The sequence below is a fragment of the Cupriavidus necator genome, from assembly GCF_040578825.1.
Lineage (GTDB): Bacteria > Pseudomonadota > Gammaproteobacteria > Burkholderiales > Burkholderiaceae > Cupriavidus > Cupriavidus necator_E.
Window position 1 is genome coordinate 1 of sequence record NZ_JBEFLI010000021.1, and the last position, 25,600, is coordinate 25,600.

Sequence of the window (25,600 nt, forward strand, 5' to 3'; positions counted from 1 at the left end):
CTGTCTCGTCCACTTTGGTGTCCGCAATAATTTGGTGGGCACCAAATTACCCAAAACCTCAATTACCCGTCCAGAACGGCCACCACGAGGCGCTTACGGACAGTGCGGCGGCCGCTACCTTCCAGCGGCGCAGCCGGTCCTCCAGCCCGTTGGTGCCGCCATTGATGCGCCGCGTCAGCGCGATGAAATCGCCGCTGTCGGCCAGCGCGTTGCAGCCGTGCGCGCGCCACCACCATGCCGCCGAGCGCGCGGCCCAGGCGTCCTGTTCGAGCAGTTCGGGTGTGGCGGTCAGGTCGACGCCCAGCGCCGCACCGCAGGCCGCGTAGTTGGCGCGGCCGGTGATCTGGATCAGCCCCCGGCCGCGGAAGCGCTTGCCGTCGCCGGGCCGCACGTTGCCGAGCGCCATGGCTTTGCGCGAAGGCGGCTCGTACAGGGTCTGCGCCGGCGTCGGTCCCCACAGCTCATGGGTGAACTGGTAGCCAAGCGACTCGTGGCCGGTCTGTGCCAGGAAGGCGGCGATGCGTGCCGCGCCCGCGATGTCGTAGGCCTGCATGGCGTCGCTCAGCCGGGGGAACCAGCGCGCGCACTGCGGCTCGCTCAGGCCGGTGGCGGCACGGAATTGTTCTGGCGTCATCTGCATCGGCTGGTCTCCTTGTTGTGATGGCTGCGGCTGTCGTTGCATGTCCGGCTAATGCGCCGGCCACGTGCCGTTGGCCACCAGGGTGTCGATGGTGTGCTGCAGCGGCTCGGCGCTGACGCTGAATTCGCCGGCGAAAGGGCGATCGACGGCGAGCAGGAAGAAGAAGGCGAGGCCGATGGTGATGGCCCACGACGTGATCAGCGCCAGGTTGAACGGCGTGGCCGGCAGCACGTACAGCAGCACGAACGACAGCGCGCTGACGATGATGATCACGCCCCACAAGGTGTTGGGCATCGCGGCGTGCAGCGTCAGGATCCGTTGCTGGCGGTACTTCACCATCTCGTTGGCGCGCGTCAGCACCTCGGCCAGCAGCACCGTCTGGCGGTCGTCCAGCGGACGGATCCGGTTGGCGAGGTCGAACATCACGTCAAAGCGGCGCTCGGTATGCGGGTCGGGTTTGCCGTGCCGCTGCATCTGCGGCCATTCGTTGCGCACCACCATCACCAGGTAGGTGCGCAAGGCCAGCGCGGTGGCATCGGCCGCGCTGCTGTCGAAGGCGGCGAGGTCGCGCGCGAGCTCGCCCGCCGCAGCGGCTTCCGCTGCCACGGTGCGGTCGGCGGAGTTGTAGGTGTCCCAGACGTTGATCGCGGCGAAAGCCACCAGCAGCGAGTTGATGGTGGTGATGATCGACACCATGGACACCGCCATCGCGCGCTGCTCGGCGTCGAGCTCGATCAGCGCGAAGCGGCGGGCGATCGCATAGCCGACCAGCACCACGGCAACGATGCCCGAGACCACGATCGCGGCCATGCCGATGCTGGGGAGGCTGTAGAGGAACAACATGTCGCTCACTCCCCGCGCTGTTCGCGCGGCCCATTGCCGCGCACCGCGGTTTCGACGATCTCGACGATCCGCTGCAGCAGGCGATGCACCGCGGTTGCGGAGAAGCCGCCCAGCATCGACAGCGCCGGCTTGCCAAAGCTGCGCATGCCGGCCGAGTCGAACAATTGCGGCGGCAGCATCTCCACCAGGATCAGCCCGGACATCACGCCGAGGATGAGCTGCGCGGCGTAGGCGGCGTCGTACTTGGGGTCATAGGTGCCCTTGGCGATATAGCCGTGCACCTGGAACAGCGAGGCAAACGAGGCACCGAGGCCCGCGCAGAACAGCAGGAACAGCATGTTGAACAGCAGCGTGCGGCCCGACGAGGCCAGGATGCCCGAGCGCATGTTTTCCATCGACACCTCGGCGGGCAGGCCGGTCAGCACCACCGCCAGCAGGCAGCCCACCGCGGTGCCGGTCAGTGCGCGCACCAGCGGCACCGGGCCCAGGAATGCCAGTGGATGCGCGCGGCGGCGTTCATCATCGAGCAGCGTGATGCATTGTGGCGTGGCCGGCGCGATGGCGTGGGCAAGGTCGTGGTGGAGTTGCGCGAGCTGCTGCGTGGACGCGGCCAGAGGGGCGGGCGAGGCCGAAGCAGCCTCGGGTGCCGTGGCTGCTGCCGGCGGAGCAGCGGCCTCAGCCGCGGCAGCATCGCGCTCGCGGCCCAGCAGCAGGATCCAGCTGCCCGGCATCGCGATACCCAGCCGCAGCGCATGGCTTGCCATGGCCTCGCATTCGCGCCGCAGTTGTCCGTCAAGCGGCAGCAGGCAGGTGGGGCGGGGCGGCAGCTCACGCGGCAATGCCGGCGCCGAATTGGCCGCCACCGGGTTTGCCGCCACCGAATTTGCCGCGGCGGAAGCGGCGCGCCGCAGCGGCGCCGAAGTGAAGTCGAGAGTGCGCATGATGTCAGGGGACGGAGGAGGCGGCCCGGCGCACCGGGCCGCGTGGCCAGCGAAGGGAGCGCGTCGAGCTACTGCGGCCGGCCCAGCAGGCGCTGCAGGTTCTGCACCTGAGGTAACCCGCCACCGAAGCGGTTCTCAGGATCGTGCGCGACGATCGGCGAACTGATGGCGCGGATAAGCTGGAACAGCGCCGCGACGCGGCGCGGTCCGCGCGGCCCCATCCATGCGGCCAACTGCGGATCGGACAGCAGCAGCGCAGCCAGCCCCGCGATATGTGGCGCGGCCATCGACGTACCGGAGTCGGGCATGAAGGCCGCGCCGGGCACGGTGGAGATGATGCCCACGCCCGGCCCGCATACGGCAATCTGCGGGCCGAAGCAGGAGAACGTCGGCGCAAACAGCCCGGCGCGCGTGGCGGCGTGCTGCACCACCTGCGTACGCTCCCAGACGTCATGCGGCAGCTCGCTCTGCAGGCCCAGCGCCGATACGGCCAGCACCGACGGTGAGGCCGCCGGGTACTGCACCGGCCCGCCCGAGTTGCCGGCGGCGACGATGCAGGCCACCCCGCTATGCACCGCCTCGATCAGTTTCTGCTCCACCGCCTGCGACGGCTGCGGCGCGCCAAGGCTCAGGTTGACCACATCGATATCGTGGTCGATGCAGTAGTCGAGCGCCTGCAGCAGCGTGCTGAACTGACCGCCGGGGAAGATCTTGAGCGCGTGGATTTCAGCTTCGGGCGCGAAGCCGAGCATGGTGGCCTGGGCCTCGGCGCTGGCGCGACCAGGTTCCGTCGGCTGCGGCCGCGCGCCGATCACGCCGGCGCAGTGCGAGCCATGGCCGATGGTGTCGAGGCGCCAGGTGTCGTCGGTGCCGGTGCCGGTCAGGTCCATGCCGTTGCGGATATGCGCCAGCAGCGGATGCGCGGCATCGGCGCCGGAGTCGACCACCGCCACGCGCACGCCGCGGCCGCCGAAGCTGCGCGTGAGCCGGTCCAGCCCCATCAGCCGCTGGCCCCAGCCAAAGCGCGCCTGCGGCGGTACGTCGGGATTGGGCTGCGACAGCGGCGTCACGCGCACCACGTTGGGCTGGCCCGACACCACCTGGGGCGAGAGCAGGTACTTGTTCCAGTAGCCGCTGAGCGGCCGCACGAACAGCGAGCGCGCCGGGCCCGGCTGCTGCTGCACCAGCGTCAGCGTCGCTTCGCCGCTGGCGTTGGTGGTGGCGGTGGCGGGAAAGCCGTCGCCCGCCAGGGTGATGGCCACGCCCGCCAGCGGCGTGTCGCCGGTGCCCAGCACCCGCACCAGCACCTGGCGCGACACCGGGGCGTCGAAGGCCGACTGCGGATGCAGCCGGTCGGAGGTCTCGACTTCCGCCTTGCGGCCATAGCCGAGCGGATGGTCCTCCTCGACGATCATGTGCGGCGGCGCCGTGGCGTGCAGCATCTGCGCATGCGAGGCGTCGAGCTTGACCACGTAGGTATGGGCGGCCTCGTCGGGCCGCACCGAATGCAGGTGCGTGTTCTTGTGGCCTTCCACCACATGCACGACTTCAACGCCGGGCAGTTGCGTGACCGTGCTGTGCAGTTCGCCGGCCGACATCGGCGTGACGCCCGCCTGTTGCGCCAGCGCATGGCGCCGCGGCGCGATCAGATATTGCTTGCGGCCGGCGTCCAGCGCAACGGCATCGCTGCCGGCCGAGCCGCCATGGCCGTCGCCGCCGGCGCGCGTGGCGGCGCCTTTCTTCTCTCGTTCCATTTGCTTTCTCCACCGCGGCGCCGTGCGGCGCGCGACTTGTTCGGGCGGGCCGGCGCGGTTGCGCCGGCCCGCGGGTGAGGGCCCGTGGGAGCGCCGTCAGGCGCCTTTCGTCATGCGCAGGGCGTCATGCGTAGACCACCTGCGGCTGGGCCGAGAACGGCAGCAGGCCGCTCAGATGGCCAGCCACGGTGCCGATCTGCTGGCCCACGCTGGCGTTTCCGAGCAGCCCGCCCACGGCATGGCCGAGGGTGGGGGCCACCGCGCCGATCAGCGAGCCAAAGACGCCCTGCGGTGCCAGCGCAACCTGCGGCTGGGCCGAGAACGGCAGCAGGCCGCCGAGGTGGCCGGCCACGGTGCCGATCTGCTGGCCCACATTGGCGTTGCCCAGCAGGCCGCCGACGGCATGGCCGATGGTCGGGGCCACCGCACCGATCAGCGAGCCAAAGACGCCCTGGGGTGCCAGCGCGCCTTGCGGTGCCAGCGCAACCTGCGGCTGGGCCGAGAACGGCAGCAGGCCGCCGAGATGGCCGGCCACGGTGCCGATCTGCTGGCCCACATTGGCGTTGCCCAGCAGGCCGCCGACGGCATGGCCGATGGTCGGAGCCACCGCGCCGATCAGCGAGCCGAAGACGCCCTGAGGTGCCAGCGTGACCGTAGGCACCGCGGAGAACGGCAGGTAGCGTGCGGCTTCGCGGACGATGTTGCCGCCGTGAATGCCCACCGTCGGATAGCCCACTGCAGTGCCGGCTCCCTGGATGAGCGCCGGGGCATGCGCCGAGATGGCGGTGCCGATGGGACCGGTATGGCCTGCGTCGGGGAAGGGAATATGCTGGGCCAGCGATCCGGCTGCTGCGCCGGCGACATGGCCGAAGACCGGATGGCCGTAGTGCGTGAACACGGCCTGCACGCCGTCACGCACAGCCGGTGCCACCGCGTCGTTCATCGCGCTTTGCGGCACCAGCATCGGCTGCGCGGAGAACGGCAGCAAACTGCCCAGGCCGCTGACGAGATTGCCGAGAACGCCCTGCGGCGCCAGTACGGCGGTGTGGATGGGGTAGGTCATGACGACTCCTCTGAGTAACTGAGTTGGCTAAGAGCGGGCCGCGCCTGCATTTGCGCGGATGCCGCGCCTGCCGCGCTGCTGCGCATTTGCGGCAATCACGGGGCAGGCGGAATCATTCTTGGTTTTCCAGCGAGGCTGTCGCCATTGGGCAAATGCGGTATTGGCTGTGGATAATGCCGGGCAACAATCAGAATTAAATATCCCGCAGCATGAATAAGCTTTTAAATACAAAAGCCAGCACCTAGAATTCGCCTCTGCTGCCTGCATCCGGAAATTCCGGATCGCACTGTCGGGAAGTGCGAACCACCATGCCGGCGCAACACCGCAAGACATCAAAAACAAAGCAGTGATCTGGAGCCCGACCGGGCTTACCCCGGTTCCGCTCGTAGGTCCGAACTAGCCTTGCACTAAGGGTCCTGTGATGCACTGATGCACAGATAGACGCGCGGCTGCCGCTCCTGCGACGGAACCATTCGTTCCAACGCAACCGGAGCCCTCCGCATGAACCTCACCACTCGGGAAGAGACGGTGCTTGCCTGCATTGCCCGCGGCATGAGCGATCGCGAGATCGCCGCTCGTCTTTCTTTCTCCGTATCCACGGCGCGCAAGCACCGCGAGCATCTGCTCGCGAAAATGCAATTGCGAAAATCGTCGCAACTGACCATGTACTATCTCGCGCGCCATCGCGAGCTGTTTAAAAAAGCGGGCCGGATCCTGCGGATAATCCATTCTCGGAGCGGGAGCGCGAATACCTGCAATGGCTCGCGCGCGGCCTGAGCGACAAGGAAATCGGGCGCGCGCTCGGCATCAGCGACCAGACCGCGCGCACGCACCGGGCGCGGCTGCTGCAGAAGACGGGCGCAGGCAATGTCTGCGCCCTGCTTTTTTTGTGCGTGGAGAAGGGATGGCTGGAACTGCCGCAGGACGAGGCATGCGGAGCCTGGTGTGCGTAACGAATGCCCGGCACTGTTGCGCAGTACCGCATTTGCCCAATGGCACGGCGCAGTCGTGGCTTTCGACAATGGACCATGCAGCCGCCGCATGGCGACTAGCGTGCTGCGCGCCGGCGCCTGGCCGGTCTTCCGATCCCCGTCGCCGTGCAGGAGCCATCATGAATCGATGCAAGCCAACCGCCCGCTACCGCGTACTTGCCGCCGCCTGCGCGCTCGGCGCCAGCGCGGGCGCGGCCGCGCAGACGCTGCCCGCGCTGGGCGCGGACCTGGCGCAGACCTCCGTGTCCGGGCTGTCGTCCGGCGCGTTCATGGCAACGCAGTTCCACGTTGCCTATTCGGGCACGATGGTCGGCGCCGGCGTGGTCGCGGGCGGGCCGTTCTACTGTGCCGGCCTGTTCGCGCCCACGCCGCCCGCCACCGCGGCGGCAACGCAATGCATGCAACCGATGGGCGATACCGGCCCGGACGGGCAGGCCGCGCTGGACGCGGCGCGCACCTTCGCGCGCGATGGCCGCATCGACGCCGTGCAGAACCTGGCGCGCCAGCGCGTCTATGTGTTTGCCGGCACGCAGGACAAGACCGTGCTGCCGCGCGTGGCCGCGCAGGTGGGGCGCTTCTACACGCTCGCCGGCGTGCCGGCATCGCACCTGCAATACGTGGCCGACGTCGCGGCCGGCCATGCCTTCATCACCAACCAGGCCAGCGATGCCACATGCGCGGTCAGCGCGTCGCCCTACATCAACAACTGCGGGCTCGAGCAGGCACGGCAGATCCTGCAGTGGATCTATGGCGACCTGAAGCCGGCGGCGCGCCCATCGGGCGAGTTGCTGCGCTTTGACCAGCGCGCCTTCGATGCCGGCGGCAAGGCGCTGCTCGCCGACAGCGGCTATGTCTACGTGCCGGGCCAGTGCGGCAAGGGCGCTGCCGAAGGCGGCGCGGGTTGCCGCGTCCACGTTGCCTTCCATGGATGCCTGCAGGGCGCGCCCGCGATCGGTGAGCGCTTTGTGCGCGGCGCAGGCTACCTGGAGAGTGCCGACGCCAACCGCATCGTGGTGCTGTTCCCGCAGGTGGGCGCGTCCCGGCACAACCCGCTCGGCTGCTGGGACTTCTGGGGCTACACCAGCGACGACCCGGCACAGCCGGACTTCTTCTCGCGCGAAGCGCCGCAGATGGCCGCGGTCATGCGCATGGTCCGGCAACTCGGCGCGGCGCGCCAGTGAGCGCGGCCCGTCCGGGCCCGTCCGATGCATTGTTCAACCCGCAAGGAGATCCGCCATGCTGTCTATCCTGCAAGCCCAATGGGAGAGCGCCAGCCGTACCGCGCTGGACCTGACCCTGTGCCAGATGCAAGCCGCCACCGCGCTCGCGCAGGCGCCGTTCGGTGCCGCCGACCCACGGCTGGCGAGGACGCTGGCGCGCCAGATGCTGGCCACGCTGAACCGGTATGCCGAGGAGCGTGCCGCGCAGCAGTCGCAATGGTGGCGCGCCGAGCGCGACCGCCTCGATCTCGCCGCCGTCGCGCATGCCTGGCGCGGCCTCGACGCGATGGAAGCCGACCTGGCCGCGCGCACGTCGCAGGCCAGGGGCGCCTACAACGATGCCGTGCGCGAGGCGCTGGCGCGCTACCTGGAGGACGTGGGCGATGCGCGCGACGGCAACGACATCGGCCTGGCAACGCTGCGCGCGCTGACCGACTGGCAGGAGGCCGCCAAGACCTGCGCCACGCAGGCCGGCGCGATGGGCGCTGCGATCGTGCCCGCATGGACGCGATGGCTGCAGTCGGCGCTGGCGGAACCTGTGGCGGGGAGTGCGGTGGCGGGAGGGAAGGCGGAAGGAGGCTGAGCGCGGCGCTCAGGCGCTTGGTGCCGGTGCAGTCTAAGGCTTCGTAAACCAGCGCCGTGGATCAGGCCGCTACCCCTGGTGCACGCTCCCCTCTCCCGCGCGCGGGAGAGGGGTGGGGGTGAGGGCCGGAGCGTCAACGAAGCAAAACGCGTCGGTATGCCACCGCCTGCCCAGCCCGTCTCCCGCAAGCGGAAGAGGGGAGAAAACCGGCAGCATGGACGGCCCCTCAGCGCCGATCCCCCAGCACCGTCGCCCTGGTGAAATCCTCGATATTGTCCAGCAGCGCATCCAGCGCCTTGCCGGCCCCATCGATATCGCCTCTGGCGATCGCCGCCGCCACATTGGCATGCAGCTTGGCCATCTGCGGCAGGTCGGCCGCTTCCTTGTAATGCAAGTACCAGAAGCGCCGCGACAGCCCGTGCATCAGCCGCATCGCGCCTTCGGCGAACTCGTTGCGCGCGGCAGCCAGGCACAGTTCATTGAACTCGCGGTCGGCCCGCACGAACGAAACGTCGTCGCCGTTCTTGGCCGACCGGGCGAAATCTGTGGCCAGCCGCTTGAAGTGAGCCCGTTCGTCGGCGCTGGCGCGGCGCGCGGCGCTGCGGCAGATCAGCCGTTCGACTTCGCGGCGGGTTTCCAGCAGCCGTAGTTGCTTGCCCACGTCGATGGGCGGCACCAGCAGGCCGCGCTGCGGCAGCACCACGACCAGGTGTTCGCGCGCCAGGCGCTGGATGGCCTCGCGGATCGGCGTGCGGCCGATGCCGGTCATCTCGCTGAGCTGCAGTTCCGAGATCGACGAGCCGGGCGCCAGCCGCAGCGTGATGATGGCTTCCTCGATCTGTTCGTAGGCGAGGTCGGTCAGCCGGCCGCGCAGTCCGGGGGATTGCTCGGCCGCTTCGTCCTCGGCCGGAGGCGGGGCTGCCTTCTTGCGGGTTGCCATCTTGCCAGTCATTGCCGTCGGTAGAGTGCGCACCGGGCCAATTGTATATGACGTTCCGTGCAGTTCAGCGGTGGCGACGGCGCGGGCGGTGTTCGTATTCTTCATTGCCATATTCCTCCGTACTGCTATGATACAACTAATATATTAGGTGTGCGGAGACAGGATATGGATATTTTGCGCACCGGCGAGGGGCCGGTACGGGTCGTGGCGGTCCACGGCATCCAGGGCACCAACGCCGCGTGGCTGCCGCTGGCGCAGGCGCTGCGGCGCGAATGCCGCTTTGTGCTGCCGAACCTCTGGGGGCGCGGGACAGCGCCACGGCCGGCCTCGCCAGCCCACTGCACGCTGGAAAGCTATGGTGCGATGCTGCGCGAGGTGATCGATGCCGAAGTGGGCGATCAGCCCTATGTGCTGGCGGGCTGGAGCATGGGCGTCTCGGTGGCGCTGTGGCAAGCGGCGCATAGCCTGCGCCGCGGGCGCTGTCCCACCGGCCTGCTGTTGCTTTCCGGCTCCCCGCAACTGAGCGCGGCACCATGGTTCCGCGCCACCGAAGCGCCGCAACTGCTGGCCGAGATCGCCGCACGTGAGCGGCGCCTGGGGCTCACGCAGGCCGCCGACCACACTACCGTGGCATGGACCTGGCAGGCATTGCGCAGCGCCGACCAGCGCAAGCTGCTGCCGTCGCTGCGCCTGCCCGCGCTCGTTGTGCATGGCGACAGCGATGTCGATTGCCCCGCGCACCATGCGCGCGCGCTGGCCACGGGCCTGCCCGAGGCCACCCTGTTGATGCTGCCCGGTGCCGGCCACGGCATCCTGACCGCTAATACCGCCGCAGTCGCCGCCGCCGTGCGCGCCCAGCTGCCGCGCCTTGCGGCTGCCCCGGCTGTCGGAACCTATTTCCCAAGGAGTCAATCATGAGAGTTGAAGACCTGGTGTTCTTCTGCGCGCCTTCGCGCCTGATCGTCGGCCCCGGAACGCGCGCCGGGCTGCCGGCGCTGCTGGCGCAGCTCGGCTATCGCAGCGGGGTGCTGGTGACCGATACGTTCTTCACCGGCCACACCGCGTGGGTGCTGGAGTACGTAGATGCCGCACAGGCCATCGGCATCGAGACCGTGGTCTACGACGGCGGCATCCCCGATCCCACCACGACGCTGTGCGATGAAGCCACGGCAACGGTGCGCGCAAGCCTGGCAGGCCGTGCGCCCGACCATGTGATCGCGCTTGGCGGCGGCAGCAATATCGACCTCGCCAAGGCCCTGTGCCTGACGCTTCCCGCCGGCCGCGCCATCGGCAACTTCGCGGGCGCCATCGACAGCGCCACGCCGGTGCTGCCGCTGGTGGCGCTGCCGACCACCGCAGGCACCGGCTCCGAAGCGACGCCCGGCGCCATCCTGGTCGATCCCGCCAATGCCACCAAGATCGCCGTGATGGATAACCGGCTGCGCCCCGCGATCGCGCTGGTCGACCCTGAGTTCACCTACACCTGCCCGCCGCGCGTCACCGCCGATGCCGGCATCGACGCGCTGACGCACGCGATAGAGTCCTACCTGACCATCGATTCGTCCGCCTATGACCGCGCCGGCAATGCCGACCCCGGCTACAGCGGCCGCAACGGCATCACCATGCTGTTCGCGCGCGAGTCGATCAGGCTGTGCGCGCGCTATCTGCTGCGGGTGTACCGCGACGGCAGCGATACCGAGGCGCGCGTGGGCATGGCCTATGCCAGCCTGTATGCGGCGCTGTCGTATGGCAGCGCCGGGCTGAACGCCGTCCACGGCATTGCCTACGGCGTGGCTGGCATTACCCACAAGTCGCACGGCAGCACCAATGCGGTGGTATTGCCCTATGTGCTCGATGCGCTGGCCCACGAGCGTCATGCAGAGCTGCTGGAAGTGGCCGAGCTGTTCGGCATCGGGCACGGCAGCGAGGCCGAGCGCGTGCGGCGCCTGCCGGTAGTGATCAGGGAGCTGGTCGAGGCGCTGGGCATTCCGGGCAACATGGCCGAATTCGGCATCGCACAGGAGCAGCTTCCCATGCTGGTGCGCGACGCGCTGGGCGTGACGCGGCTGGCCAAGGCATTGCCGGTGGCGGACGTGGCGCAGCGCTATAGCGCGATCGTTCACAACGCCTGGCACGGCACGCTGCAAGGCGCGGCCGTCGCGGCCGACGACTCGCGACAGGCAGCCTGAGCGGCTCTGGCGGCCCCGGCTGCCGTTGCGGCACACCGGCGGGCCCTGCATGGGCCCGCCTTCACATCTCCAAAACCCATCCATCCGAGCCCACGGGGTTTTCCCTGAAAGCCGATGTTTATCACTTGCATGCTTCTACGATGCAACTAATATATTAGATAGATGGCGCCCCCGCGATGCCGTCATAGACTACACAGGAGACAGACATGGATATGTCGGCAGGCAGCCTCAGGCTGAGCGCCGGGATCGCTGCCCGGTTGGAACGCTTGCCCATGACGGGCTACCAGCGTTCGTTGTTTGGCATCATTGCCACGGCATGGTTCTTCGATTCGATGGACCTTGGCCTGATGACCTTCGTGCTCGGCTCGATCAAGGCAGAGTTCGGGCTCAGCGCGGCGCAGGCCGGCCTGCTCGCCAGCGCCAGCTTCCTCGGCATGTTCGGCGGCGCGGCCTCGGCCGGCATGCTGGCCGACCGCTTCGGGCGCAAGCCGGTGTTCCAGATCAGCATGATCTTCTGGGGCGTGGGCAGCCTGATGTGCGGGCTGGCTGACAGCGTCACGGCGCTGATGCTGTATCGCGTGCTGCTCGGTTTCGGCATGGGCATGGAATTCCCGATCGGGCTGTCGATGGTGTCGGAGATCGTGCCGGCCAAGAGCCGCGGCAAGTATGTGGCGATCCTGGAAGGGTTCTGGCCGATCGGCTTTATCGCGGCCGGCGTGCTGACTTATTTCCTGCTGCCGGTGATCGGCTGGCGCGGCATCTTTATCGCACTGTCGGTGCCGGCGATCTTTGTCTTCGTGGTGCGCCGCCGCGTGCCCGAGTCGCCGCGCTGGCTCGAAGAGGTGGGACGCAACCGTGAGGCCGACCACATCATGACGAACATCGAAAGCCACGTGCAGCGCGCCAGCGGCAAGCCGCTGCCGCCGGTCGACGATACCTTCGCGCCGCCGCAGCCGCGCGCACGCAAGGCGCTGTTTGCCGAGCTCTGGCATGGACCTTACGCAAAGCGCACGCTGATGCTGTGGACGGTCTGGTTCTTCGCGCTGCTCGGCTACTACGGCCTCACCACGTGGCTGGGCGCGCTGCTGCAGCAAGCCGGCTATGCCGTCACCAAGTCCGTGCTGTACACGGTCTATATCTCGCTGGCGGGCATCCCCGGTTTTCTGTTCTCGGCGTGGCTGCTGGAGAAGTGGGGGCGCAAGCCGACCTGTGCGCTGATGCTGATCGGCAGCGCGCTGGCCGCGTATGCCTACGGGCAGGCCGCGGTGCACCGGCTGCCGGTGGAGCAGCTCATCGCCGCCGGATTGTGCATGCAGTTCTTCCTGTTCGGCATGTGGTCGGTGCTGTATGCCTATACGCCGGAGCTGTATCCGACGCGCTCTCGCGGCACCGGCTCGGGCTTTGCGTCATCGATCGGCCGCGTGGGCTCGCTGGCCGGGCCCTATCTGGTTGGCGTGCTGCTGCCGGTGGCGGGGCAGGGCGGCGTGTTCACCATGGGTGCTTTGTCCTTTGCGGTGGCGGCCGTGGCCGTGATGCTGTTCGGGGTCGAGACCAAGGGCAAGGCGCTGGAGGAAGTCTCGCACTAGTCCGTTCCAACTGACTTATATGGCCCCTGGCGCAAGCCAGGGGCCTTTTTTGGCCATCTGGCGACCCCTTCGCCATTCCCATGACAACACCTCTGCCAGGGCCTGCATTCGCCTTGACACCCCATGATATCCGACTAATATATTAGTTACGTATCACCGAAAACGAGGAGACGACCATGATGACAGAACGCCAGCGCAAATTCCGCGAACAGTACAAGGCCGATATCAGCCCGCTCTACAACGGCCTGCTGCATATCGCGGTGATCTACGGCGTCGGCGCCGCCGCGCTGTATTACGGCTTCGGGCAGTTGCAGCATGCCGGCTGGGAGTGGGCGCTGGTGCTGCCCGTCTTCCTGGCAGGCAACTTCGTCGAATGGGCGATGCACAAATACGTAATGCATCGTCGCATCGACGTGTTCGCGCTGCGCGCGATCTACGAGCGCCACACGCGCCAGCACCACCAGTACTTCACCGATGAAGAGCCCACCATCGACACCACCCGCGAATTCCGCATCGTGTTCTTCCCGTGGCGCGTGCTGGCCACGCTGGGGGTCGGCGGCGGCGCGCTCGGCTATCTGGCCTCAGTGCTGATCAACAGCAATGCCGGCTGGATCGTGTTCATGACGATGGTGGCGCAGTACCTGGTCTACGAGACCTTCCACTACTGCTGCCACGTGCATGAAAACTGGTTCGTGCGCAATATGCCCTTTATCAACACGATCCGCCGCCACCATACCGCGCATCACAACATGGGCATCATGATGAAGTACAACATGAACCTGACGTTCCCGATCGCCGACTGGTTCATGGGGACCAGCGACCTGCGCCGCGGGCTGCTCGGGCACCTGTTCAACGGCTACAGTGAGAAGCACGTCAAGGAAGAGCTCAAGCCGATCATCAGCAAGTTCCGGCACGACCATTCGCGCGTTACGCTGGACGGTCCGGAGTTGACTGATGATGAGCGCAGTGTGATGGCGGCATGAGTGTTGGCTGTTGTTTGAAAAATGCCTGGCGCTAGCGGGTCTACTGAGCCGCCGATCATAGCCTCTGATCGGCGGCTCGCGCTGTTGGTGACATGTTGTCGTTGCTTGAGCGCTCTTGTTGTCTCTGATTGAGGGCTCGCGCCGTTGGTGACATGTTGTCGTCGGTCAACCGCCTGGTTCCGCCCCCCTGGGCGGGTCACTTTTTGTCCGAGTCCTCCATGTCAGGATAGATGTCGCCCCGCCGCCTTTCGATGAAGGACAATGGAGGGCGGAACCAAGCGGTTGACCGACGACAACATTGTCATCAAGAGCGTGAGCCGTCGATCATAGACAACGACAGCGGCAGAACAACGTCAACATGTCACCAACAGCGAGAGCCGTCGATTATCAAACAAGACCGCAATGCACTATCGTAATCAAACGCGGGCAGGCGGCTGCTGCATTGCTGCCACCTGCCCATTCGTTCAACCCGATCAGGAGTCAGTCAATGTCCTATATCGACGGATTCGTGCTGGCCGTCCCCCAGGCCAATCGCGAAACCTATCGCCAGGTGGCGCAGAAGGCGGCGGCGGTGTTCAAGGAGCACGGCGCGCTGAAGGTAGTGGAATGCTGGGGCGACGATGTGCCCGAAGGCAAGGTGACGTCCTTTACGATGGCGGTGCAGCGCAAGGACGATGAAGCGGTGGTGTTCGCGTGGATCATGTGGCCCTCGCGCGAGAAGCGCGATACCGGCATGAAGGCGGCGATGGAGGACCCGCGCCTGAAGGAAGGCATGGACCCGATGCCGTTCGATGGCCAGCGAATGATCTTCGGTGGCTTCGAGGTGATTGTCGAGGCGTAGGGCGTCGCTGAGAGGCAGCGCCGGCGTGGCAACGCCGGCGCGCGGGAAAGCCAGTTCAGATCAGATGGAAGACCATGCCAAGGGCGATCGCGCCGCCCAGGGTTTCCACTGCTGCGAGGGCAAGAAGGTTCTTCAGTACGAACGTTTCTTCTTTCTTCGTCACCATGGTCTGTCTCCCGGTCATTGGAATCGTTCTGGAGCCATCGACTACGCCATCGATTGCAGCAGGCTGTCGATGTGATGCCAGTAGACCGCAAGCGCGGGCGGCCCGGTAGCTGGCGAAAACCCGCTTGGAGAAAACCCCGATACCGCGAGGGTAGGGCAAAGGTGATGATTGATGGGCTTTAGCGGCCGGGCATGCCGCGTGCGCCGCTGGGCAGTGTTGCAGCGGCCCGCATTTGGGTGATGCCGGTCATTGCGCGATACGCCAAGATCGACGCGTGGGTGGTCGAATGATTTCCCCCGCTACCACTGCGCCCCGCTGCCTTCCCCGGCATGCGGGGCTTTTCTCTTTCCGAAGCGGCGCGACACCACAAAAAAACGGAGACAGCGATGAGGGTGATCACCGCACGCGAAGCGGCTGGCCTGGTACAGGACGGCTGGACCGTGGCCAGCGCGGGCTTCGTAGGCGCCGGCCATGCCGAGGCCGTGACCGAGGCGCTGGAGCAGCGTTTCCTGCACAGCGGCCTGCCGCGCGACCTGACGCTGGTGTATTCGGCCGGCCAGGGCGATCGCGGCGCGCGCGGCGTCAACCACTTCGGCAATGCCGGCATGACCGCCAGCATCGTCGGCGGCCACTGGCGCTCGGCCACGCGGCTGGCGACGCTGGCGATGGCGGAGCAGTGCGAAGGCTACAACCTGCCGCAGGGCGTGCTGACGCACCTGTACCGCGCCATTGCGGGCGGCAAGCCCGGCGTGATGACCAAGATCGGCCTGCACACGTTCGTCGATCCGCGCACCGCGCAGGATCCGCGCTACCACGGCGGCGCCGTCAACGAGCGCGCGCGCCAGGCGCTGGCCGGCGGCAAGGCGTGCTGGGTCGAGGCGGTCGACTTCCGCGGCGACGAGTACCTGTTCTACCCCAGCTTTCGCATCGACTGCGCGCTGATCCGCTGCACCGCGGCCGATACGCGCGGCAACCTCAGCACGCACCGCGAGGCCTTCCACCACGAACTGCTGGCCATGGCGCAGGCGGCCCACAACTCGGGCGGCATCGTGATCGCGCAGGTCGAAAGCCTGGTCGACCATCACGAGATCCTGCAGGCAATCCATGTACCCGGCATCCTGGTGGACTACGTGGTGGTCTGCGACAACCCGGCCAATCACCAGATGACGTTCGCCGAGGCCTATAACGCGGCCTACGTAACGCCGTGGCAAGGCGAGGCGGTGCAGCCACAGTCAGAAGACGCGGTGCCCGCCGCGGCAACGCTCGACGCGCGCACCGTCGTGCAGCGCCGCGCGGTGATGGAACTGGCCCGGCGCGCGCCGCGCGTGGTCAACCTGGGCGTCGGCATGCCGGCCGCGGTCGGCGCGCTGGCGCACCAGGCCGGCCTGGGCGGCTTCACGCTGACCGTCGAGGCGGGGCCGATCGGCGGCACGCCTGCCGATGGCCTGAGCTTTGGCGCCTCCGCCTATCCCGAGGCGGTGGTCGACCAGCCCGCCCAATTCGATTTCTACGAGGGCGGCGGCATCGACCTGGCCATTCTTGGCCTGGCCGAGCTCGATGGCCATGGCAACGTCAACGTCAGCAAATTCGGCGAAGGCGAGGGCGCGCTGATCGCGGGCGTCGGCGGCTTTATCAACATCACGCAGAGTGCGCGCGCGGTGGTCTTCATGGGCACGCTGACGGCGGGCGGGCTCGAAGTGCGCGCCGGGGACGGCCGGCTGGAGATCGTGCGCGAGGGCCGCGTGAAGAAGATCGTGCCCGAGGTCTCGCACCTGAGCTTCAACGGTCCCTATGTCTCATCGCTGGGCATCCCGGTGCTGTACATCACCGAGCGCGCGGTGTTCGAGATGCGCGCTGGCGACGATGGCGAGGCCCGCCTCACGCTGGTCGAGATTGCGCCGGGCGTGGACTTGCAGCGCGACGTGCTCGACCAGTGCGCCACCCCGGTGGCGGTGGCGCCGGACCTGCGCGAGATGGATGCGCGGCTGTTCCAGGCTGGCACCATGCGCCTGTAAGCCGCGCCGCAAACAACCGATCGATCAGGCGGGCCGGACTAGACCGGTCCGCATGCGCGGCGCCCTGTTGGCCGCCATATGGAGCTCAGGCCGGCTGCTGCCCGTGAGAGCGCGGCTGGCCCGGCTGCAGCGCAGGCAGTGACGGCAGCGCGGGTCCTTGCAGAGACGGCTGGCAAGCCGCTGCGGCCAGGCCAAGGAACTGGCTGGATGTGCGCAGGAACTGCTGGCAGGTCTGGCGGAAAAGCTCGAAATCCATGTGGTTCTCGGTTGACTTGGGCTGGCGCGAACCGGTAACAGCCAAAGCCGTCGCGCCGCCGGCATCATCCGTTGCCGATATGACAGTTTCTTGAAAACCCGCCAGACTACGGCGGCGTTGTCGCGCCAGGCGTACGGCCGCGCCGTGCTGGTCACTGCGCCGGCAGGGTGCTAAAATGTAAGTCTTTGATTCTCTTGGCCAAATGCTGCAAGCAGCATGGCCGCGCCGAAACCCCCTGCGGCGCAGGCGAGAGCCAGGGCGAGATGAGTTCCAGACGCGTATCCGTTTGTGCCGGGTTCGCCTCCCGCCAGACAACGATACCCATGACCACTACGACCGCACCAGAACCAATTAGCGCCGGCCAGTCCGAGGCGCAGACCGCCGTGCAGACCTTCGAGAGCTTCGGCCTCGACGCCCGCATCCTGCGCGCCTTGTCCGATCAGGGCTACACCACGCCCACGCCGATCCAGGCGCAGGCCATCCCCGTCGTGCTGCTCGGCAAGGACGTGATGGGCGCCGCGCAGACCGGCACCGGCAAGACCGCCGGCTTCGCGCTGCCGATCATCCAGCGCCTGCTGCCGATGGCCAACGCCAGCGCCTCGCCGGCGCGCCACCCGGTGCGCGCGCTGATGCTGACGCCCACGCGCGAGCTGGCCGACCAGGTCTACGACAATGTCGCGCGCTACGCCAAGCACACCGACCTGCGCAGCACCGTGGTGTTCGGCGGTGTCGACATGAACCCCCAGACCGATGCCCTGCGCCGCGGCGTTGAGATCCTGGTGGCCACGCCGGGCCGCCTGCTCGACCACGTGCAGCAGAAGTCTGTCAACCTGTCGCAGGTGCAGATGCTGGTGCTGGACGAGGCCGACCGCATGCTCGACATGGGCTTCCTGCCGGACCTGCAGCGCATCATCAACCTGCTGCCGGCACAGCGCCAGACGCTGCTGTTCTCGGCCACGTTCTCGCCGGAAATCAAGCGGCTGGCCGCCAGCTACCTGAAGCAGCCGGTCACCATCGAAGTGGCGCGCAGCAACTCGACCAACGAGAACGTGCGCCAGGCCGTGTACCAGGTGGAGGACGGCCACAAGCAGGCCGCCGTGGTGCACCTGCTCAAGCAGCGCGCCGAGCAGGGGCTGTCGCGCCAGTGCATTGTCTTCGTCAACAGCAAGATCGGCTGCTCCCGCCTGGCGCGGCACCTGGAGCGCGAGGGCATCAATGCCGCCGCGATCCACGGCGACAAGACCCAGACCGAGCGCATGCAGACGCTGGACGGCTTCAAGAGCGGCACCATCGACGCGCTGGTCGCCACCGACGTGGCCGCGCGCGGGCTGGATATCCCCGACATGCCGTGCGTGATCAACTTCGACGTGCCGTACAGCGCCGAAGACTACGTGCACCGCATCGGCCGCACCGGCCGCGCCGGCGCCAGCGGCGACGCGCTGTCGATCTACGTGCCGGGCAACGACGAGCGCCTGCTGTCCGATATCGAGAAGCTGATCAAGCGCAGCATCCCGCGCGGCAAGCTGGAAGGCTTCGACCCGACCGGCGCGCGTGCCCGCCAGGCTGACACCGAGCGCCGCCGCGAACGTGGCGATGTGCGCCGCCCGCGCAATGGCGACACCGAAGAGCGTCCACGCCGTCACGAACATGCCGGCAGCCGCCAGGTGTTCCGTCCCTCGGACGATCCTTTCTTTTCGCGCCCGTACGAGCCCAGCGCCAGCAGCACGCAGACCAGGCAGGCCGAAGAAGTCGCTGCCGCGCTGACCCGCGGGCGGCAGGCGCCCAAGCGGCCGGTGGCCGCCCTGCTGGGCGGCGTGCCGCGCAAGTCCTGATCCTGCCGTTGCCTGCAAATGGCAAAAAGCAAATGGCCCGCCTGTGCGGGCCATTTGCTTTTGTGGCGCACGGAACTGTCGGCTAGGCCCCCGGGGGCTGCGGCAGGGCCTCGAGCCGCTGGCGCCACGCCTCGGTGGCGCTTGCCAGCCAGTCCTTCACCCTTCCTTCGTGGTTGGCCACCCCCAGGTGGCTGCCGGCCTCGCGCAGCGCGTCCAGTGGCGCGCTGGTGTCGATCGGCTGCGCGCCGCTCTGCTTGCTGAGCTTTTCGCCGATCTCGTTGACCACCACCGGCACGTGCAGGTAAGCCGGCGTGGGCAGGCCCAGCAGGTGCTGCAGATGGATCTGGCGCGGCGTGGAGTCGAGCAGGTCGGCGCCGCGCACGATATGGGTGATGCCCTGGAGCCCGTCGTCGACCACCACCGCAAGCTGGTACGCCCATAAGCCGTCGGCGCGGCGCAGCACGAAATCGCCCAGCTCGGTTTCCAGGTCCTGGCATTGCCGGCCCTGCCAGCGGTCGTCGAAGCAGATGGTGGCGGCCGGGCCCTCCGGCACGCGTACCCGCCAGGCGCGCGGCAGCTTGCCGTTCAGCCCGTGGCGGCAGGTGCCGGGGTAGGCCAGGGTCTGGTGGCGCTCGCGCACATGCACCAGCGAATCGGCGATCTCCTTGCGCGAGCAGCCGCAGGCATAGAGCTGGCCAGCCGCGTCGAGCCGTCGCAGCGCGTCGGCGTAGTGCGGCTCGCGCCGGCTCTGCCACACCGGTGGCTCGTCCGGTGTCAGGCCCAGGCGCTCCAGCGTATGCAGGATGTCGTCGTCGGCGCCACGCACGCAGCGCGGCATGTCGATGTCCTCGATGCGCACCAGCCACTGCCCGCCGTGCGCGCGGGCATCCAGCCAGCTTGCCAGCGCGGTGACCAGCGAGCCCATATGCAGCGGCCCGGTGGGCGAGGGCGCAAAGCGGCCGCGATAGCCGCCGGTGATGACCGCCATGGCCTGCCCTCAGCCGGCGAATTCGGGTTGCTGCAGCAGCGCCTGCGCCAGGCGCGGGTCTTCCAGCTTGTTGGCCCACCACTGCAGCGCCTTGCCGCGGTTGCTGGTGCGCCAGGCTACCTTGAAGTTGCCGGGCGCGCGCACCTCCACGGTCTCGCGCGCCTGCAGCACACCGCTCTCGATATGCGGCTGCGCCATCGGCGCCGGCAGCCAGCCACAGCCCAGGCCGCGGATCTGCGCCTCGAGCTTGTCGCGCATGGTCGGCACCACCAGCACGTCCTGGCCGGCCAGCACGCCATGGGTGCGCGCCGGGAGGTTGCGCGAGGTATCGCCCACCGCGACGATGCGGTGCTTCGCGATCTGGAGGGTGGTCAGCGGCCCTTCCTCGGTCGCCAGCGGATGGTGCGCGGCCACCGCAAACACGAACGGCACCGACCCCAGCGGACGGATCTGGAAGCCCTGCGTGCTGGGCGCATCGTAGGCGCCGCCGATCACCAGGTCGGCGCGGTTGCTGACCAGCGCATCCCAGGCGCCGCCCAGCACCTCCTTGGAGAAGCGCAGCCGGGTGGCGGTGTTCTCGGCATAGAAGTCGTGGATCACCGGCAGCAGCGCGCGGAAGTTGATCAGGTCGTCGGCGACGATGGTCAGCGTCGCCTCCCAGCCGGTGGCCAGCCGCTTGACGCGGCGCGCCAGGTCGTCGGCGGCGTGCAGCAGGTGGCGGCCTTCGTCGAGCAGCGCGCGGCCGGCCGGCGTCAGCTCGGCACGGTGGCGGCGCCGGTCGAACAGCAGCACATCCAGGTCTTCTTCTAGCTTGCGCACCACGTAGGTCAGCGCGGAGGGGACTTTGCCCATCTCGTGCGCGGCAGCGGCGAAGCTGCCCTTGCGTTCGATGGCGTCGAGGACTTCGAGGGATTCTAGCGAGAGGGCCATGTTCAGAAATTCTGAATGACTGCTTCTAAGGTGGTTCCCGTAAATATACGCCTCAAGGCCTAAACTGCCTAGCATCAACAGCGAAACACATGCCACATCACGGTTACCCAGCCGGTGCTGACGGCAAGACGGGCCAAGGAGGGCCATCAAAATGATTGAAATCAGAAAGTCCGCAGAGCGCGGTTATGCCGACCACGGCTGGCTGAAGTCCTTTCATTCGTTCTCGTTCGCCGACTACTACGATCCCCAGCATGTGCAGTACGGGCCGCTGCGCGTGATCAACGAAGACCGCGTCGCGCCGGGCATGGGCTTCGGCACGCACGGCCATCGCGACATGGAGATCATCAGCTATGTGCTGGAAGGCGAGCTGGCTCACAAGGACAGCATGGGCAACGGCAGCGTGATCCGTCCCGGCGACGTGCAGCGCATGAGCGCGGGCACCGGCGTGCGGCACTCGGAATACAACCACGCCCAGCACGATACGACGCATTTCCTGCAGATCTGGATCATGCCTGACCAGAACGGCATCGAGCCGGGCTACGAGGAAAAGCACTTCGACGCGGCCGACAAGCGCGGCAAGCTGCGCCTGGTGGCCAGCCGCGATGGGACCGACGGTTCGGTGGTGGTGCACCAGGACGTGCGGTTGTATGCCGGGCTGTTCGATGGCGACGAAGCCGCGACGCTGGCGCTGGCCGCGGGCCGCCGTGCCTATGTGCATGTGGCGCGGGGGCGGGTGACGGTCAACGACAAGGTGCTGGAAGCGGGCGATGCGGCCAGGCTGGAGGCTGTGGGTGAGGTCGCGCTGTCTGGTGGGGATAATGCGGAGGTGTTGGTGTTTGATCTGCCTTGATCCCCTGCATGCTGCCGGTTTGCTCCCCTCTCCCGCTGGCGGGAGGGAGGAGCGTTCACCAGGGATGGTGGCTTGCGAACAGCCACTCTGTAGTCGGTACCCCGAAGCCCGCCACTCCGGCGGGTTTTTGCTTTTTACGCCGCCGCGGACAGGCACAGGTACCGCTGTGCTATCTTCTCGCTATGCATTGCGCCTGCACCGGCACATCGACCGCAGGCCAGCACGGGTCTATTCCCCTGATCACGACAGGGGGCGTCCCCGTGCCGACGCCCCCTTGGAACACCCTGTACCAAGATGACCTTTGTTTCCATTCTCCTGGCGCTGATCGCAGAGCAGTTCCGCGCCCTGGGCCGCAACAACCCGATCTACGAGATCGTGCGCGCGCTCGGCGAACGCGCCGAACACGCCTTCGACACCGGTCGGCCGCGCGATGCCGCGCTGGCCTGGTTCACCGTGGTGCTGCCGCTGACGCTGGCGGTGATCGTGGTGCACTACCTGCTGGCGTCGATCAGCGTGGCGCTGACGCTCGCGTGGAACGTGCTGGTGCTGTACATGACGCTGGGCTTTCGCCAGTTCAGCCATTACTTCACCGACATCCATGAAGCGCTGAACCGCGACGACGTCCATACCGCGCGCATGCTGCTGCACGAGTGGACCGGGCTCGACACCGTGGAGATGCCCGTCACCGAGATCGTGCGGCATACGCTTGAAGCCGCGATCATCGCCGTGCACCGGCATGTGTTCGGCGTGTTCTTCTGGTTCCTGGTGCCGATCGGTCCCGGCGGCGTGGTGCTGTACCGCACGGCCGAATACCTGGGCCGCCAGTGGAACCTGCCCTCGGCCGAGCGCAGCCCCGCGCTGGGCCGCTTCGCGGCGCGTGCTTTCTACTTGCTCGACTGGATTCCCTCGCGGCTGACCGCGATCGGCTTTGCCATCGTCGGCAACTTCGAGGATGCGGTCTACGCCTGGCGCAACCACGCGCGCAAGTGGAACGATGCGGTCAACGGCATCCTGCTTGCCAGCGGCGGCGGGGCGCTTGGCGTGCGGCTGGGCACGCCGCTGGCCGAGGACGATTCCACCGTGGTGCTGCGCGCCAGCGTGGCCGGCCCGGCGGTGGACTATGCGCCCGGCATGGAAGAGGACAACGGCGGTCCCGAGCCGGCCGCGCCCGAATTCGGCGCCGAGCCCGGCGTGCGCACGCTGCAGTCAGCCGTGGGCCTGGTATGGCGCGCGGTGGTACTGTGGATGCTGCTGCTGGCGATGCTGTCGCTGGCGCTGTGGGTGGGCTGAAACCTGGGTTTCAAAAAGAGGGGGGCGCGCGCTAGTCGCGGGCCGCGCCGCAGCGCCAGCAGGCGCCGAACTGCGACTCGTGCCATTCATGGCAGTGGCGGCATTGCCAGCTCGGACCCGGCACGGGATTGGCGGCGGCATTGAGCGCCGCCCACGCCTGCGCCTCCATCTCGTCATCGACCAGCCACACCTGTGGCGCGCTTTCGCGGAACGGGATTTCGCCGGTCGCGCCGGACAGCCAGGTATTACGCAATTCCGCCCGGATGCCGGCCGCCTGCAAGACGTTCTGGCAATGGGCCGCATGGACCAGCGAGGTGGCGGAAAGTAGCAGTTTCATAACAGCGCACCGCAATGATGCAGGTGCGCTTACCTTACCACGGCTTTACCAAGGTTTCTGCTGGCTGGATTCGTGCAGCAGCTGCGTATAGAGCTGGTGGCGGCGCTCGGAAATCGCGCCGGATTCGATCGCGGCCAGCACCCCGCACCCCGGCTCGTTCACATGGTGGCAGTTGTAGAAACGGCACTCGGTCAGGCGCGGCCTGAACTCGGGGAAGGCGCGCTCGAGCATGCCCTCGCTGAGGTGATACAGGCCGAACTCCTGGAAGCCCGGTGAATCGATCAGCGCACCCTGGCGGCCGTCGACCGTGCCCCAGTCCGCGGGCAGGTGATAGAGCCGCGTGAAGGTGGTGGTGTGCTTGCCGGAGTCGAGCTTGGCCGAGATCTCGCGGGTCTGTGCATCGACGCCCGGGATCAGCAGGTTCAGCAGCGACGACTTGCCCATGCCCGACTGGCCGATCAGGATGCTGGCCAGCCCCGCAAGGCGCGGCTTAAGCGTGGCCAGCGCTTGCGCCGGGTCGGCGCGCACCGACAGTTCCAGCATGTCGTAGCCCAGCCCGCGGTACAGCGCGAGGCGCCCACGCGCCTCTTCCAGCCTGTCAGGCAGGTCGGTCTTGTTGAGCACGATCAGCGGCCGGATCTCCATCGCCTCGGCCGACACCAGCGCACGCCCCAGCAGGTCTTCGGAGAAGCCCGGCTCGGTCGCCAGCACGATGATGACCTGGTCGATATTGGCGGCCAGCAGCTTGGACTTGAACTGGTCGGAGCGGTGCAGCAGGTTCTTGCGCGCCGAGACTTTGGTGATGACGCACTGGTCGGCGGCGGCGCGTTCCACGCTGACGTGGTCGCCCACGGCGCAGTCGCTTTTCTTGCCGCGCGGGAACGCATGCATGCGCGTGCCGTCGCCCAGCTCGACCACATAGTGGCGGCCGTGCGCGGCGATGATCAGTGCGGTTTCTGCGCTGGTACCGGCATTGCTGCCGCCGCCGGCGTTGCGGTGACGCGTGGCGCGGCTCATGCGTGCGCCAGCAGGCGGTCGATCCGCTGCGCGGCGGGCGGATGCGAGTAGTAGAAGGCGCTGTAAAGCGGATCGGGCGTCAGCGTCGAGGCGTTGTCCTTGTACAGCTTCACCAGCGCCGATACCAGGTGGCTGGCGTTGGTCTGGTCGGCGGCAAAGGCGTCGGCCTCGAACTCATGGCGGCGCGACGACTGGCTCGACAGCGGCCCCAGCAGGAAGGTGAACACCGGCAGCGTCAGGAAAAACAGCACCAGCGCCAGCGCGTTGTTGGACACGCCCAGGTTGGGCACCACGCCCAGCCCGGTGTAGAACCACGAGCGCGTGGCCAGCCAGCCCAGCAGCGCCAGGAACACCAGGCTCAGTGCAAAGGTGACGGCAATACGCTTGGCTACATGGCGGCGCTTGAAGTGCCCCAGTTCATGCGCCAGCACCGCCTCGATCTCGTCCCCCGACAGCCGCGCCAGCAGCGTATCGAAGAAGACGATACGCTTGGCCGCGCCAAAGCCGGTGAAGTAGGCGTTGCCGTGGGCGCTGCGCTTGCTGCCGTCCATCACGAACAGGCCCTTGCTGGCAAAGCCGCAGCGCTTCATCAGGGCCTCGATGCGCTCGCGCAGCGATTCGTCGGTGAGCGGCTCGAACTTGTTGAACAGCGGCGCGATGAAGGTCGGGAAGATCACCAGCAGGAACAGGTTGAACGCCATCCACACCAGCCAGGTCCACAGCCACCACAGCGAGCCGGCGCGCTCCATCAGCCACAGCACCGCCAGCAGCAGCGGCAGGCCGAGCGCGCACGCCACCACCAGCATCTTGACCATGTCGGCCAGCCACAGGCCAAAGGTCATCTTGTTGAAGCCGAAGCGCTCTTCGATGCCGAACTGGCCGTACAGCGAGAAGGGCAGGTCGACCAGCCCGCCGATCAGCGCCACGCTGGCCACCAGCGCCACGCTGTAGGCATAGCCCGGCCCGAACATATCGAGCCAGAACTGGTTGAGCCACTGCAGCCCGCCCAGCATGGTGAAGCCGATCAGCACCGCGGCGCCGGCCAGCACTTCTAGCATCGACAGGCGGGTGCGGGCGATGGTGTAGTCCGCGGCCTTCTGGTGCGAGGCCAGCGTGATGGTGTCGGCAAAACGCTCCGGCACCGCGTTGCGGTGCTGCGCCACATGGCGGACCTGGCGGGCGGCGAGCCAGAGCTTGGTCAGCACCATCAGCACCAGCGCGGCGAGAAAGACAATCGTGAACATCGGCAACAGCCTTGTGGGTTCGGGCGCCCGGCGTCGTGCGCGCGGGCGGCCGTGGGGACCGTGCAATCCGGGGCAGGATTGCCGGCGGTCCGGAATATCC

At 67.6% G+C, this 25,600-nt stretch carries 25 protein-coding genes; 13 read left to right on the forward strand and 12 right to left on the reverse strand.

Features of this window, described 5'->3' with window-relative positions:
* Nucleotides 1-58 precede the first annotated feature (58 nt).
* The 5 genes from AB1I47_RS12715 to AB1I47_RS12735 all read right to left on the reverse strand — a co-directional run bounded on the left by AB1I47_RS12715 (nucleotide 59) and on the right by AB1I47_RS12735 (nucleotide 5,241).
* Entirely contained in the window at nucleotides 59-634 is a 576-nt protein-coding gene (locus tag AB1I47_RS12715) for a glycoside hydrolase family 19 protein (RefSeq protein WP_354684191.1), read from the reverse strand.
* A 54-nt stretch (nucleotides 635-688) separates the two neighbouring features.
* Nucleotides 689-1,483, reverse strand: coding sequence for a bestrophin-like domain (locus AB1I47_RS12720; RefSeq protein ID WP_354684113.1), 795 nt, complete (start codon nucleotides 1,481-1,483; stop codon nucleotides 689-691).
* 5 nt (nucleotides 1,484-1,488) lie between these two features.
* Nucleotides 1,489-2,424 carry a hypothetical protein gene (locus AB1I47_RS12725; protein WP_354684114.1) on the reverse strand — a complete coding sequence of 312 codons (936 nt, stop codon included), beginning with the start codon at nucleotides 2,422-2,424 and terminating at the stop codon, nucleotides 1,489-1,491.
* A gap of 68 nt (nucleotides 2,425-2,492) precedes the next feature.
* Nucleotides 2,493-4,178: a S8 family serine peptidase gene (locus AB1I47_RS12730; RefSeq protein WP_354684115.1), complete on the reverse strand. Its 1,686-nt coding sequence runs from the start codon at nucleotides 4,176-4,178 to the stop codon at nucleotides 2,493-2,495.
* A gap of 124 nt (nucleotides 4,179-4,302) precedes the next feature.
* Nucleotides 4,303-5,241, reverse strand: a complete 939-nt coding sequence (locus tag AB1I47_RS12735) for a hypothetical protein (protein ID WP_354684116.1) — start codon at nucleotides 5,239-5,241, stop codon at nucleotides 4,303-4,305.
* A 501-nt stretch (nucleotides 5,242-5,742) separates the two neighbouring features.
* Here AB1I47_RS12735 and AB1I47_RS12740 point away from each other — a divergent pair.
* The 4 genes from AB1I47_RS12740 (at nucleotide 5,743) to AB1I47_RS12755 (ending at nucleotide 8,036) form a co-directional block, all read left to right on the forward strand.
* Nucleotides 5,743-6,018, forward strand: a complete 276-nt coding sequence (locus tag AB1I47_RS12740; RefSeq protein WP_354684117.1) for a response regulator transcription factor — start codon at nucleotides 5,743-5,745, stop codon at nucleotides 6,016-6,018.
* On the forward strand, nucleotides 6,015-6,194 hold the full coding sequence (locus AB1I47_RS12745) for a LuxR C-terminal-related transcriptional regulator (RefSeq protein WP_354684192.1): 180 nt from the start codon (nucleotides 6,015-6,017) through the stop codon (nucleotides 6,192-6,194). The genes AB1I47_RS12740 and AB1I47_RS12745 overlap by 4 nt, the downstream gene beginning before the upstream one ends.
* Nucleotides 6,195-6,352: 158 nt before the next feature.
* Nucleotides 6,353-7,414: an extracellular catalytic domain type 2 short-chain-length polyhydroxyalkanoate depolymerase gene (locus AB1I47_RS12750; RefSeq protein ID WP_354684118.1), complete on the forward strand. Its 1,062-nt coding sequence runs from the start codon at nucleotides 6,353-6,355 to the stop codon at nucleotides 7,412-7,414.
* 55 nt (nucleotides 7,415-7,469) lie between these two features.
* Nucleotides 7,470-8,036, forward strand: a complete 567-nt coding sequence (locus tag AB1I47_RS12755; RefSeq protein ID WP_354684119.1) for a hypothetical protein — start codon at nucleotides 7,470-7,472, stop codon at nucleotides 8,034-8,036.
* Between the two features lie 226 nt (nucleotides 8,037-8,262).
* On the opposite strand, the gene AB1I47_RS12760 is transcribed toward AB1I47_RS12755, so the two are convergent.
* Nucleotides 8,263-8,988 carry a GntR family transcriptional regulator gene (locus AB1I47_RS12760; RefSeq protein WP_354684193.1) on the reverse strand — a complete coding sequence of 242 codons (726 nt, stop codon included), beginning with the start codon at nucleotides 8,986-8,988 and terminating at the stop codon, nucleotides 8,263-8,265.
* 153 nt (nucleotides 8,989-9,141) lie between these two features.
* Between AB1I47_RS12760 and AB1I47_RS12765 the strand changes: the two genes are divergently transcribed.
* The 6 genes from AB1I47_RS12765 to AB1I47_RS12790 all read left to right on the forward strand — a co-directional run bounded on the left by AB1I47_RS12765 (nucleotide 9,142) and on the right by AB1I47_RS12790 (nucleotide 16,756).
* Nucleotides 9,142-9,894, forward strand: a complete 753-nt coding sequence (locus tag AB1I47_RS12765; protein ID WP_354684120.1) for an alpha/beta fold hydrolase — start codon at nucleotides 9,142-9,144, stop codon at nucleotides 9,892-9,894.
* On the forward strand, nucleotides 9,891-11,165 hold the full coding sequence (locus tag AB1I47_RS12770) for an iron-containing alcohol dehydrogenase (protein ID WP_354684121.1): 1,275 nt from the start codon (nucleotides 9,891-9,893) through the stop codon (nucleotides 11,163-11,165). The genes AB1I47_RS12765 and AB1I47_RS12770 overlap by 4 nt, the downstream gene beginning before the upstream one ends.
* A gap of 206 nt (nucleotides 11,166-11,371) precedes the next feature.
* Complete coding sequence (locus AB1I47_RS12775; protein WP_354684122.1) at nucleotides 11,372-12,751, forward strand: MFS transporter; 1,380 nt, start codon at nucleotides 11,372-11,374, stop codon at nucleotides 12,749-12,751.
* A 176-nt stretch (nucleotides 12,752-12,927) separates the two neighbouring features.
* Nucleotides 12,928-13,734 carry a sterol desaturase family protein gene (locus AB1I47_RS12780; RefSeq protein WP_354684123.1) on the forward strand — a complete coding sequence of 269 codons (807 nt, stop codon included), beginning with the start codon at nucleotides 12,928-12,930 and terminating at the stop codon, nucleotides 13,732-13,734.
* A 487-nt stretch (nucleotides 13,735-14,221) separates the two neighbouring features.
* The gene (locus AB1I47_RS12785) at nucleotides 14,222-14,575 is read left to right on the forward strand and encodes a DUF1428 domain-containing protein (protein ID WP_354684124.1); all 354 of its coding nucleotides are present in this window, start codon (nucleotides 14,222-14,224) and stop codon (nucleotides 14,573-14,575) included.
* A gap of 552 nt (nucleotides 14,576-15,127) precedes the next feature.
* Complete coding sequence (locus AB1I47_RS12790) at nucleotides 15,128-16,756, forward strand: acyl CoA:acetate/3-ketoacid CoA transferase (protein ID WP_354684125.1); 1,629 nt, start codon at nucleotides 15,128-15,130, stop codon at nucleotides 16,754-16,756.
* An 85-nt stretch (nucleotides 16,757-16,841) separates the two neighbouring features.
* Here AB1I47_RS12790 and AB1I47_RS12795 read toward each other — a convergent pair whose 3' ends face one another.
* Nucleotides 16,842-17,012 carry a hypothetical protein gene (locus tag AB1I47_RS12795; RefSeq protein ID WP_354684126.1) on the reverse strand — a complete coding sequence of 57 codons (171 nt, stop codon included), beginning with the start codon at nucleotides 17,010-17,012 and terminating at the stop codon, nucleotides 16,842-16,844.
* 323 nt (nucleotides 17,013-17,335) lie between these two features.
* On the opposite strand from AB1I47_RS12795, the gene AB1I47_RS12800 reads away from it, so the two are divergent.
* Complete coding sequence (locus AB1I47_RS12800; RefSeq protein ID WP_407935829.1) at nucleotides 17,336-18,844, forward strand: DEAD/DEAH box helicase; 1,509 nt, start codon at nucleotides 17,336-17,338, stop codon at nucleotides 18,842-18,844.
* An 82-nt stretch (nucleotides 18,845-18,926) separates the two neighbouring features.
* On the opposite strand, the gene gluQRS is transcribed toward AB1I47_RS12800, so the two are convergent.
* Nucleotides 18,927-19,832 (reverse strand): tRNA glutamyl-Q(34) synthetase GluQRS, encoded by a 906-nt coding sequence (gluQRS, locus tag AB1I47_RS12805; RefSeq protein ID WP_354684128.1) that lies wholly within the window; start codon nucleotides 19,830-19,832, stop codon nucleotides 18,927-18,929.
* A 9-nt stretch (nucleotides 19,833-19,841) separates the two neighbouring features.
* Entirely contained in the window at nucleotides 19,842-20,762 is a 921-nt protein-coding gene (locus AB1I47_RS12810) for a LysR family transcriptional regulator (RefSeq protein ID WP_354684129.1), read from the reverse strand.
* A gap of 151 nt (nucleotides 20,763-20,913) precedes the next feature.
* Here AB1I47_RS12810 and AB1I47_RS12815 point away from each other — a divergent pair, with 151 nt between their 5' ends.
* A complete protein-coding gene (locus tag AB1I47_RS12815; protein ID WP_354684130.1) occupies nucleotides 20,914-21,612 on the forward strand; it encodes a pirin family protein in 699 nt (232 codons plus the stop codon).
* Between the two features lie 294 nt (nucleotides 21,613-21,906).
* The gene (locus AB1I47_RS12820) at nucleotides 21,907-22,902 is read left to right on the forward strand and encodes a CobD/CbiB family protein (protein ID WP_354684131.1); all 996 of its coding nucleotides are present in this window, start codon (nucleotides 21,907-21,909) and stop codon (nucleotides 22,900-22,902) included.
* A gap of 31 nt (nucleotides 22,903-22,933) precedes the next feature.
* On the opposite strand, the gene AB1I47_RS12825 is transcribed toward AB1I47_RS12820, so the two are convergent.
* The 3 genes from AB1I47_RS12825 to AB1I47_RS12835 are packed head-to-tail and all read right to left on the reverse strand — an operon-like array spanning nucleotide 22,934 to nucleotide 25,500.
* A complete protein-coding gene (locus tag AB1I47_RS12825; RefSeq protein ID WP_354684132.1) occupies nucleotides 22,934-23,239 on the reverse strand; it encodes a putative signal transducing protein in 306 nt (101 codons plus the stop codon).
* Nucleotides 23,240-23,284: 45 nt separating this feature from the next.
* On the reverse strand, nucleotides 23,285-24,256 hold the full coding sequence (gene rsgA / locus AB1I47_RS12830; RefSeq protein ID WP_354684133.1) for a ribosome small subunit-dependent GTPase A: 972 nt from the start codon (nucleotides 24,254-24,256) through the stop codon (nucleotides 23,285-23,287).
* Nucleotides 24,253-25,500 carry a M48 family metallopeptidase gene (locus AB1I47_RS12835; RefSeq protein WP_354684134.1) on the reverse strand — a complete coding sequence of 416 codons (1,248 nt, stop codon included), beginning with the start codon at nucleotides 25,498-25,500 and terminating at the stop codon, nucleotides 24,253-24,255. The genes rsgA and AB1I47_RS12835 overlap by 4 nt, the downstream gene beginning before the upstream one ends.
* Nucleotides 25,501-25,600: the final 100 nt, after the last annotated feature.

What these genes read in the sequence shown, in the direction of transcription:
- AB1I47_RS12715 (WP_354684191.1), bottom strand. Translation starts at nt 634, where the DNA reads ATGACGCCAGAACAATTCCGTGCCGCCACCGGCCTGAGCGAGCCGCAG.
- AB1I47_RS12720 (WP_354684113.1), bottom strand. Translation starts at nt 1,483, where the DNA reads ATGTTGTTCCTCTACAGCCTCCCCAGCATCGGCATGGCCGCGATCGTG.
- AB1I47_RS12725 (WP_354684114.1), bottom strand. Translation starts at nt 2,424, where the DNA reads ATGCGCACTCTCGACTTCACTTCGGCGCCGCTGCGGCGCGCCGCTTCC.
- AB1I47_RS12730 (WP_354684115.1), bottom strand. Translation starts at nt 4,178, where the DNA reads ATGGAACGAGAGAAGAAAGGCGCCGCCACGCGCGCCGGCGGCGACGGC.
- AB1I47_RS12735 (WP_354684116.1), bottom strand. Translation starts at nt 5,241, where the DNA reads ATGACCTACCCCATCCACACCGCCGTACTGGCGCCGCAGGGCGTTCTC.
- AB1I47_RS12740 (WP_354684117.1), top strand. Translation starts at nt 5,743, where the DNA reads ATGAACCTCACCACTCGGGAAGAGACGGTGCTTGCCTGCATTGCCCGC.
- AB1I47_RS12750 (WP_354684118.1), top strand. Translation starts at nt 6,353, where the DNA reads ATGAATCGATGCAAGCCAACCGCCCGCTACCGCGTACTTGCCGCCGCC.
- AB1I47_RS12755 (WP_354684119.1), top strand. Translation starts at nt 7,470, where the DNA reads ATGCTGTCTATCCTGCAAGCCCAATGGGAGAGCGCCAGCCGTACCGCG.
- AB1I47_RS12760 (WP_354684193.1), bottom strand. Translation starts at nt 8,988, where the DNA reads ATGACTGGCAAGATGGCAACCCGCAAGAAGGCAGCCCCGCCTCCGGCC.
- AB1I47_RS12765 (WP_354684120.1), top strand. Translation starts at nt 9,142, where the DNA reads ATGGATATTTTGCGCACCGGCGAGGGGCCGGTACGGGTCGTGGCGGTC.
- AB1I47_RS12770 (WP_354684121.1), top strand. Translation starts at nt 9,891, where the DNA reads ATGAGAGTTGAAGACCTGGTGTTCTTCTGCGCGCCTTCGCGCCTGATC.
- AB1I47_RS12775 (WP_354684122.1), top strand. Translation starts at nt 11,372, where the DNA reads ATGGATATGTCGGCAGGCAGCCTCAGGCTGAGCGCCGGGATCGCTGCC.
- AB1I47_RS12780 (WP_354684123.1), top strand. Translation starts at nt 12,928, where the DNA reads ATGATGACAGAACGCCAGCGCAAATTCCGCGAACAGTACAAGGCCGAT.
- AB1I47_RS12785 (WP_354684124.1), top strand. Translation starts at nt 14,222, where the DNA reads ATGTCCTATATCGACGGATTCGTGCTGGCCGTCCCCCAGGCCAATCGC.
- AB1I47_RS12790 (WP_354684125.1), top strand. Translation starts at nt 15,128, where the DNA reads ATGAGGGTGATCACCGCACGCGAAGCGGCTGGCCTGGTACAGGACGGC.
- AB1I47_RS12795 (WP_354684126.1), bottom strand. Translation starts at nt 17,012, where the DNA reads ATGGATTTCGAGCTTTTCCGCCAGACCTGCCAGCAGTTCCTGCGCACA.
- AB1I47_RS12800 (WP_407935829.1), top strand. Translation starts at nt 17,336, where the DNA reads ATGACCACTACGACCGCACCAGAACCAATTAGCGCCGGCCAGTCCGAG.
- gluQRS (WP_354684128.1), bottom strand. Translation starts at nt 19,832, where the DNA reads ATGGCGGTCATCACCGGCGGCTATCGCGGCCGCTTTGCGCCCTCGCCC.
- AB1I47_RS12810 (WP_354684129.1), bottom strand. Translation starts at nt 20,762, where the DNA reads ATGGCCCTCTCGCTAGAATCCCTCGAAGTCCTCGACGCCATCGAACGC.
- AB1I47_RS12815 (WP_354684130.1), top strand. Translation starts at nt 20,914, where the DNA reads ATGATTGAAATCAGAAAGTCCGCAGAGCGCGGTTATGCCGACCACGGC.
- AB1I47_RS12820 (WP_354684131.1), top strand. Translation starts at nt 21,907, where the DNA reads ATGACCTTTGTTTCCATTCTCCTGGCGCTGATCGCAGAGCAGTTCCGC.
- AB1I47_RS12825 (WP_354684132.1), bottom strand. Translation starts at nt 23,239, where the DNA reads ATGAAACTGCTACTTTCCGCCACCTCGCTGGTCCATGCGGCCCATTGC.
- rsgA (WP_354684133.1), bottom strand. Translation starts at nt 24,256, where the DNA reads ATGAGCCGCGCCACGCGTCACCGCAACGCCGGCGGCGGCAGCAATGCC.
- AB1I47_RS12835 (WP_354684134.1), bottom strand. Translation starts at nt 25,500, where the DNA reads ATGTTCACGATTGTCTTTCTCGCCGCGCTGGTGCTGATGGTGCTGACC.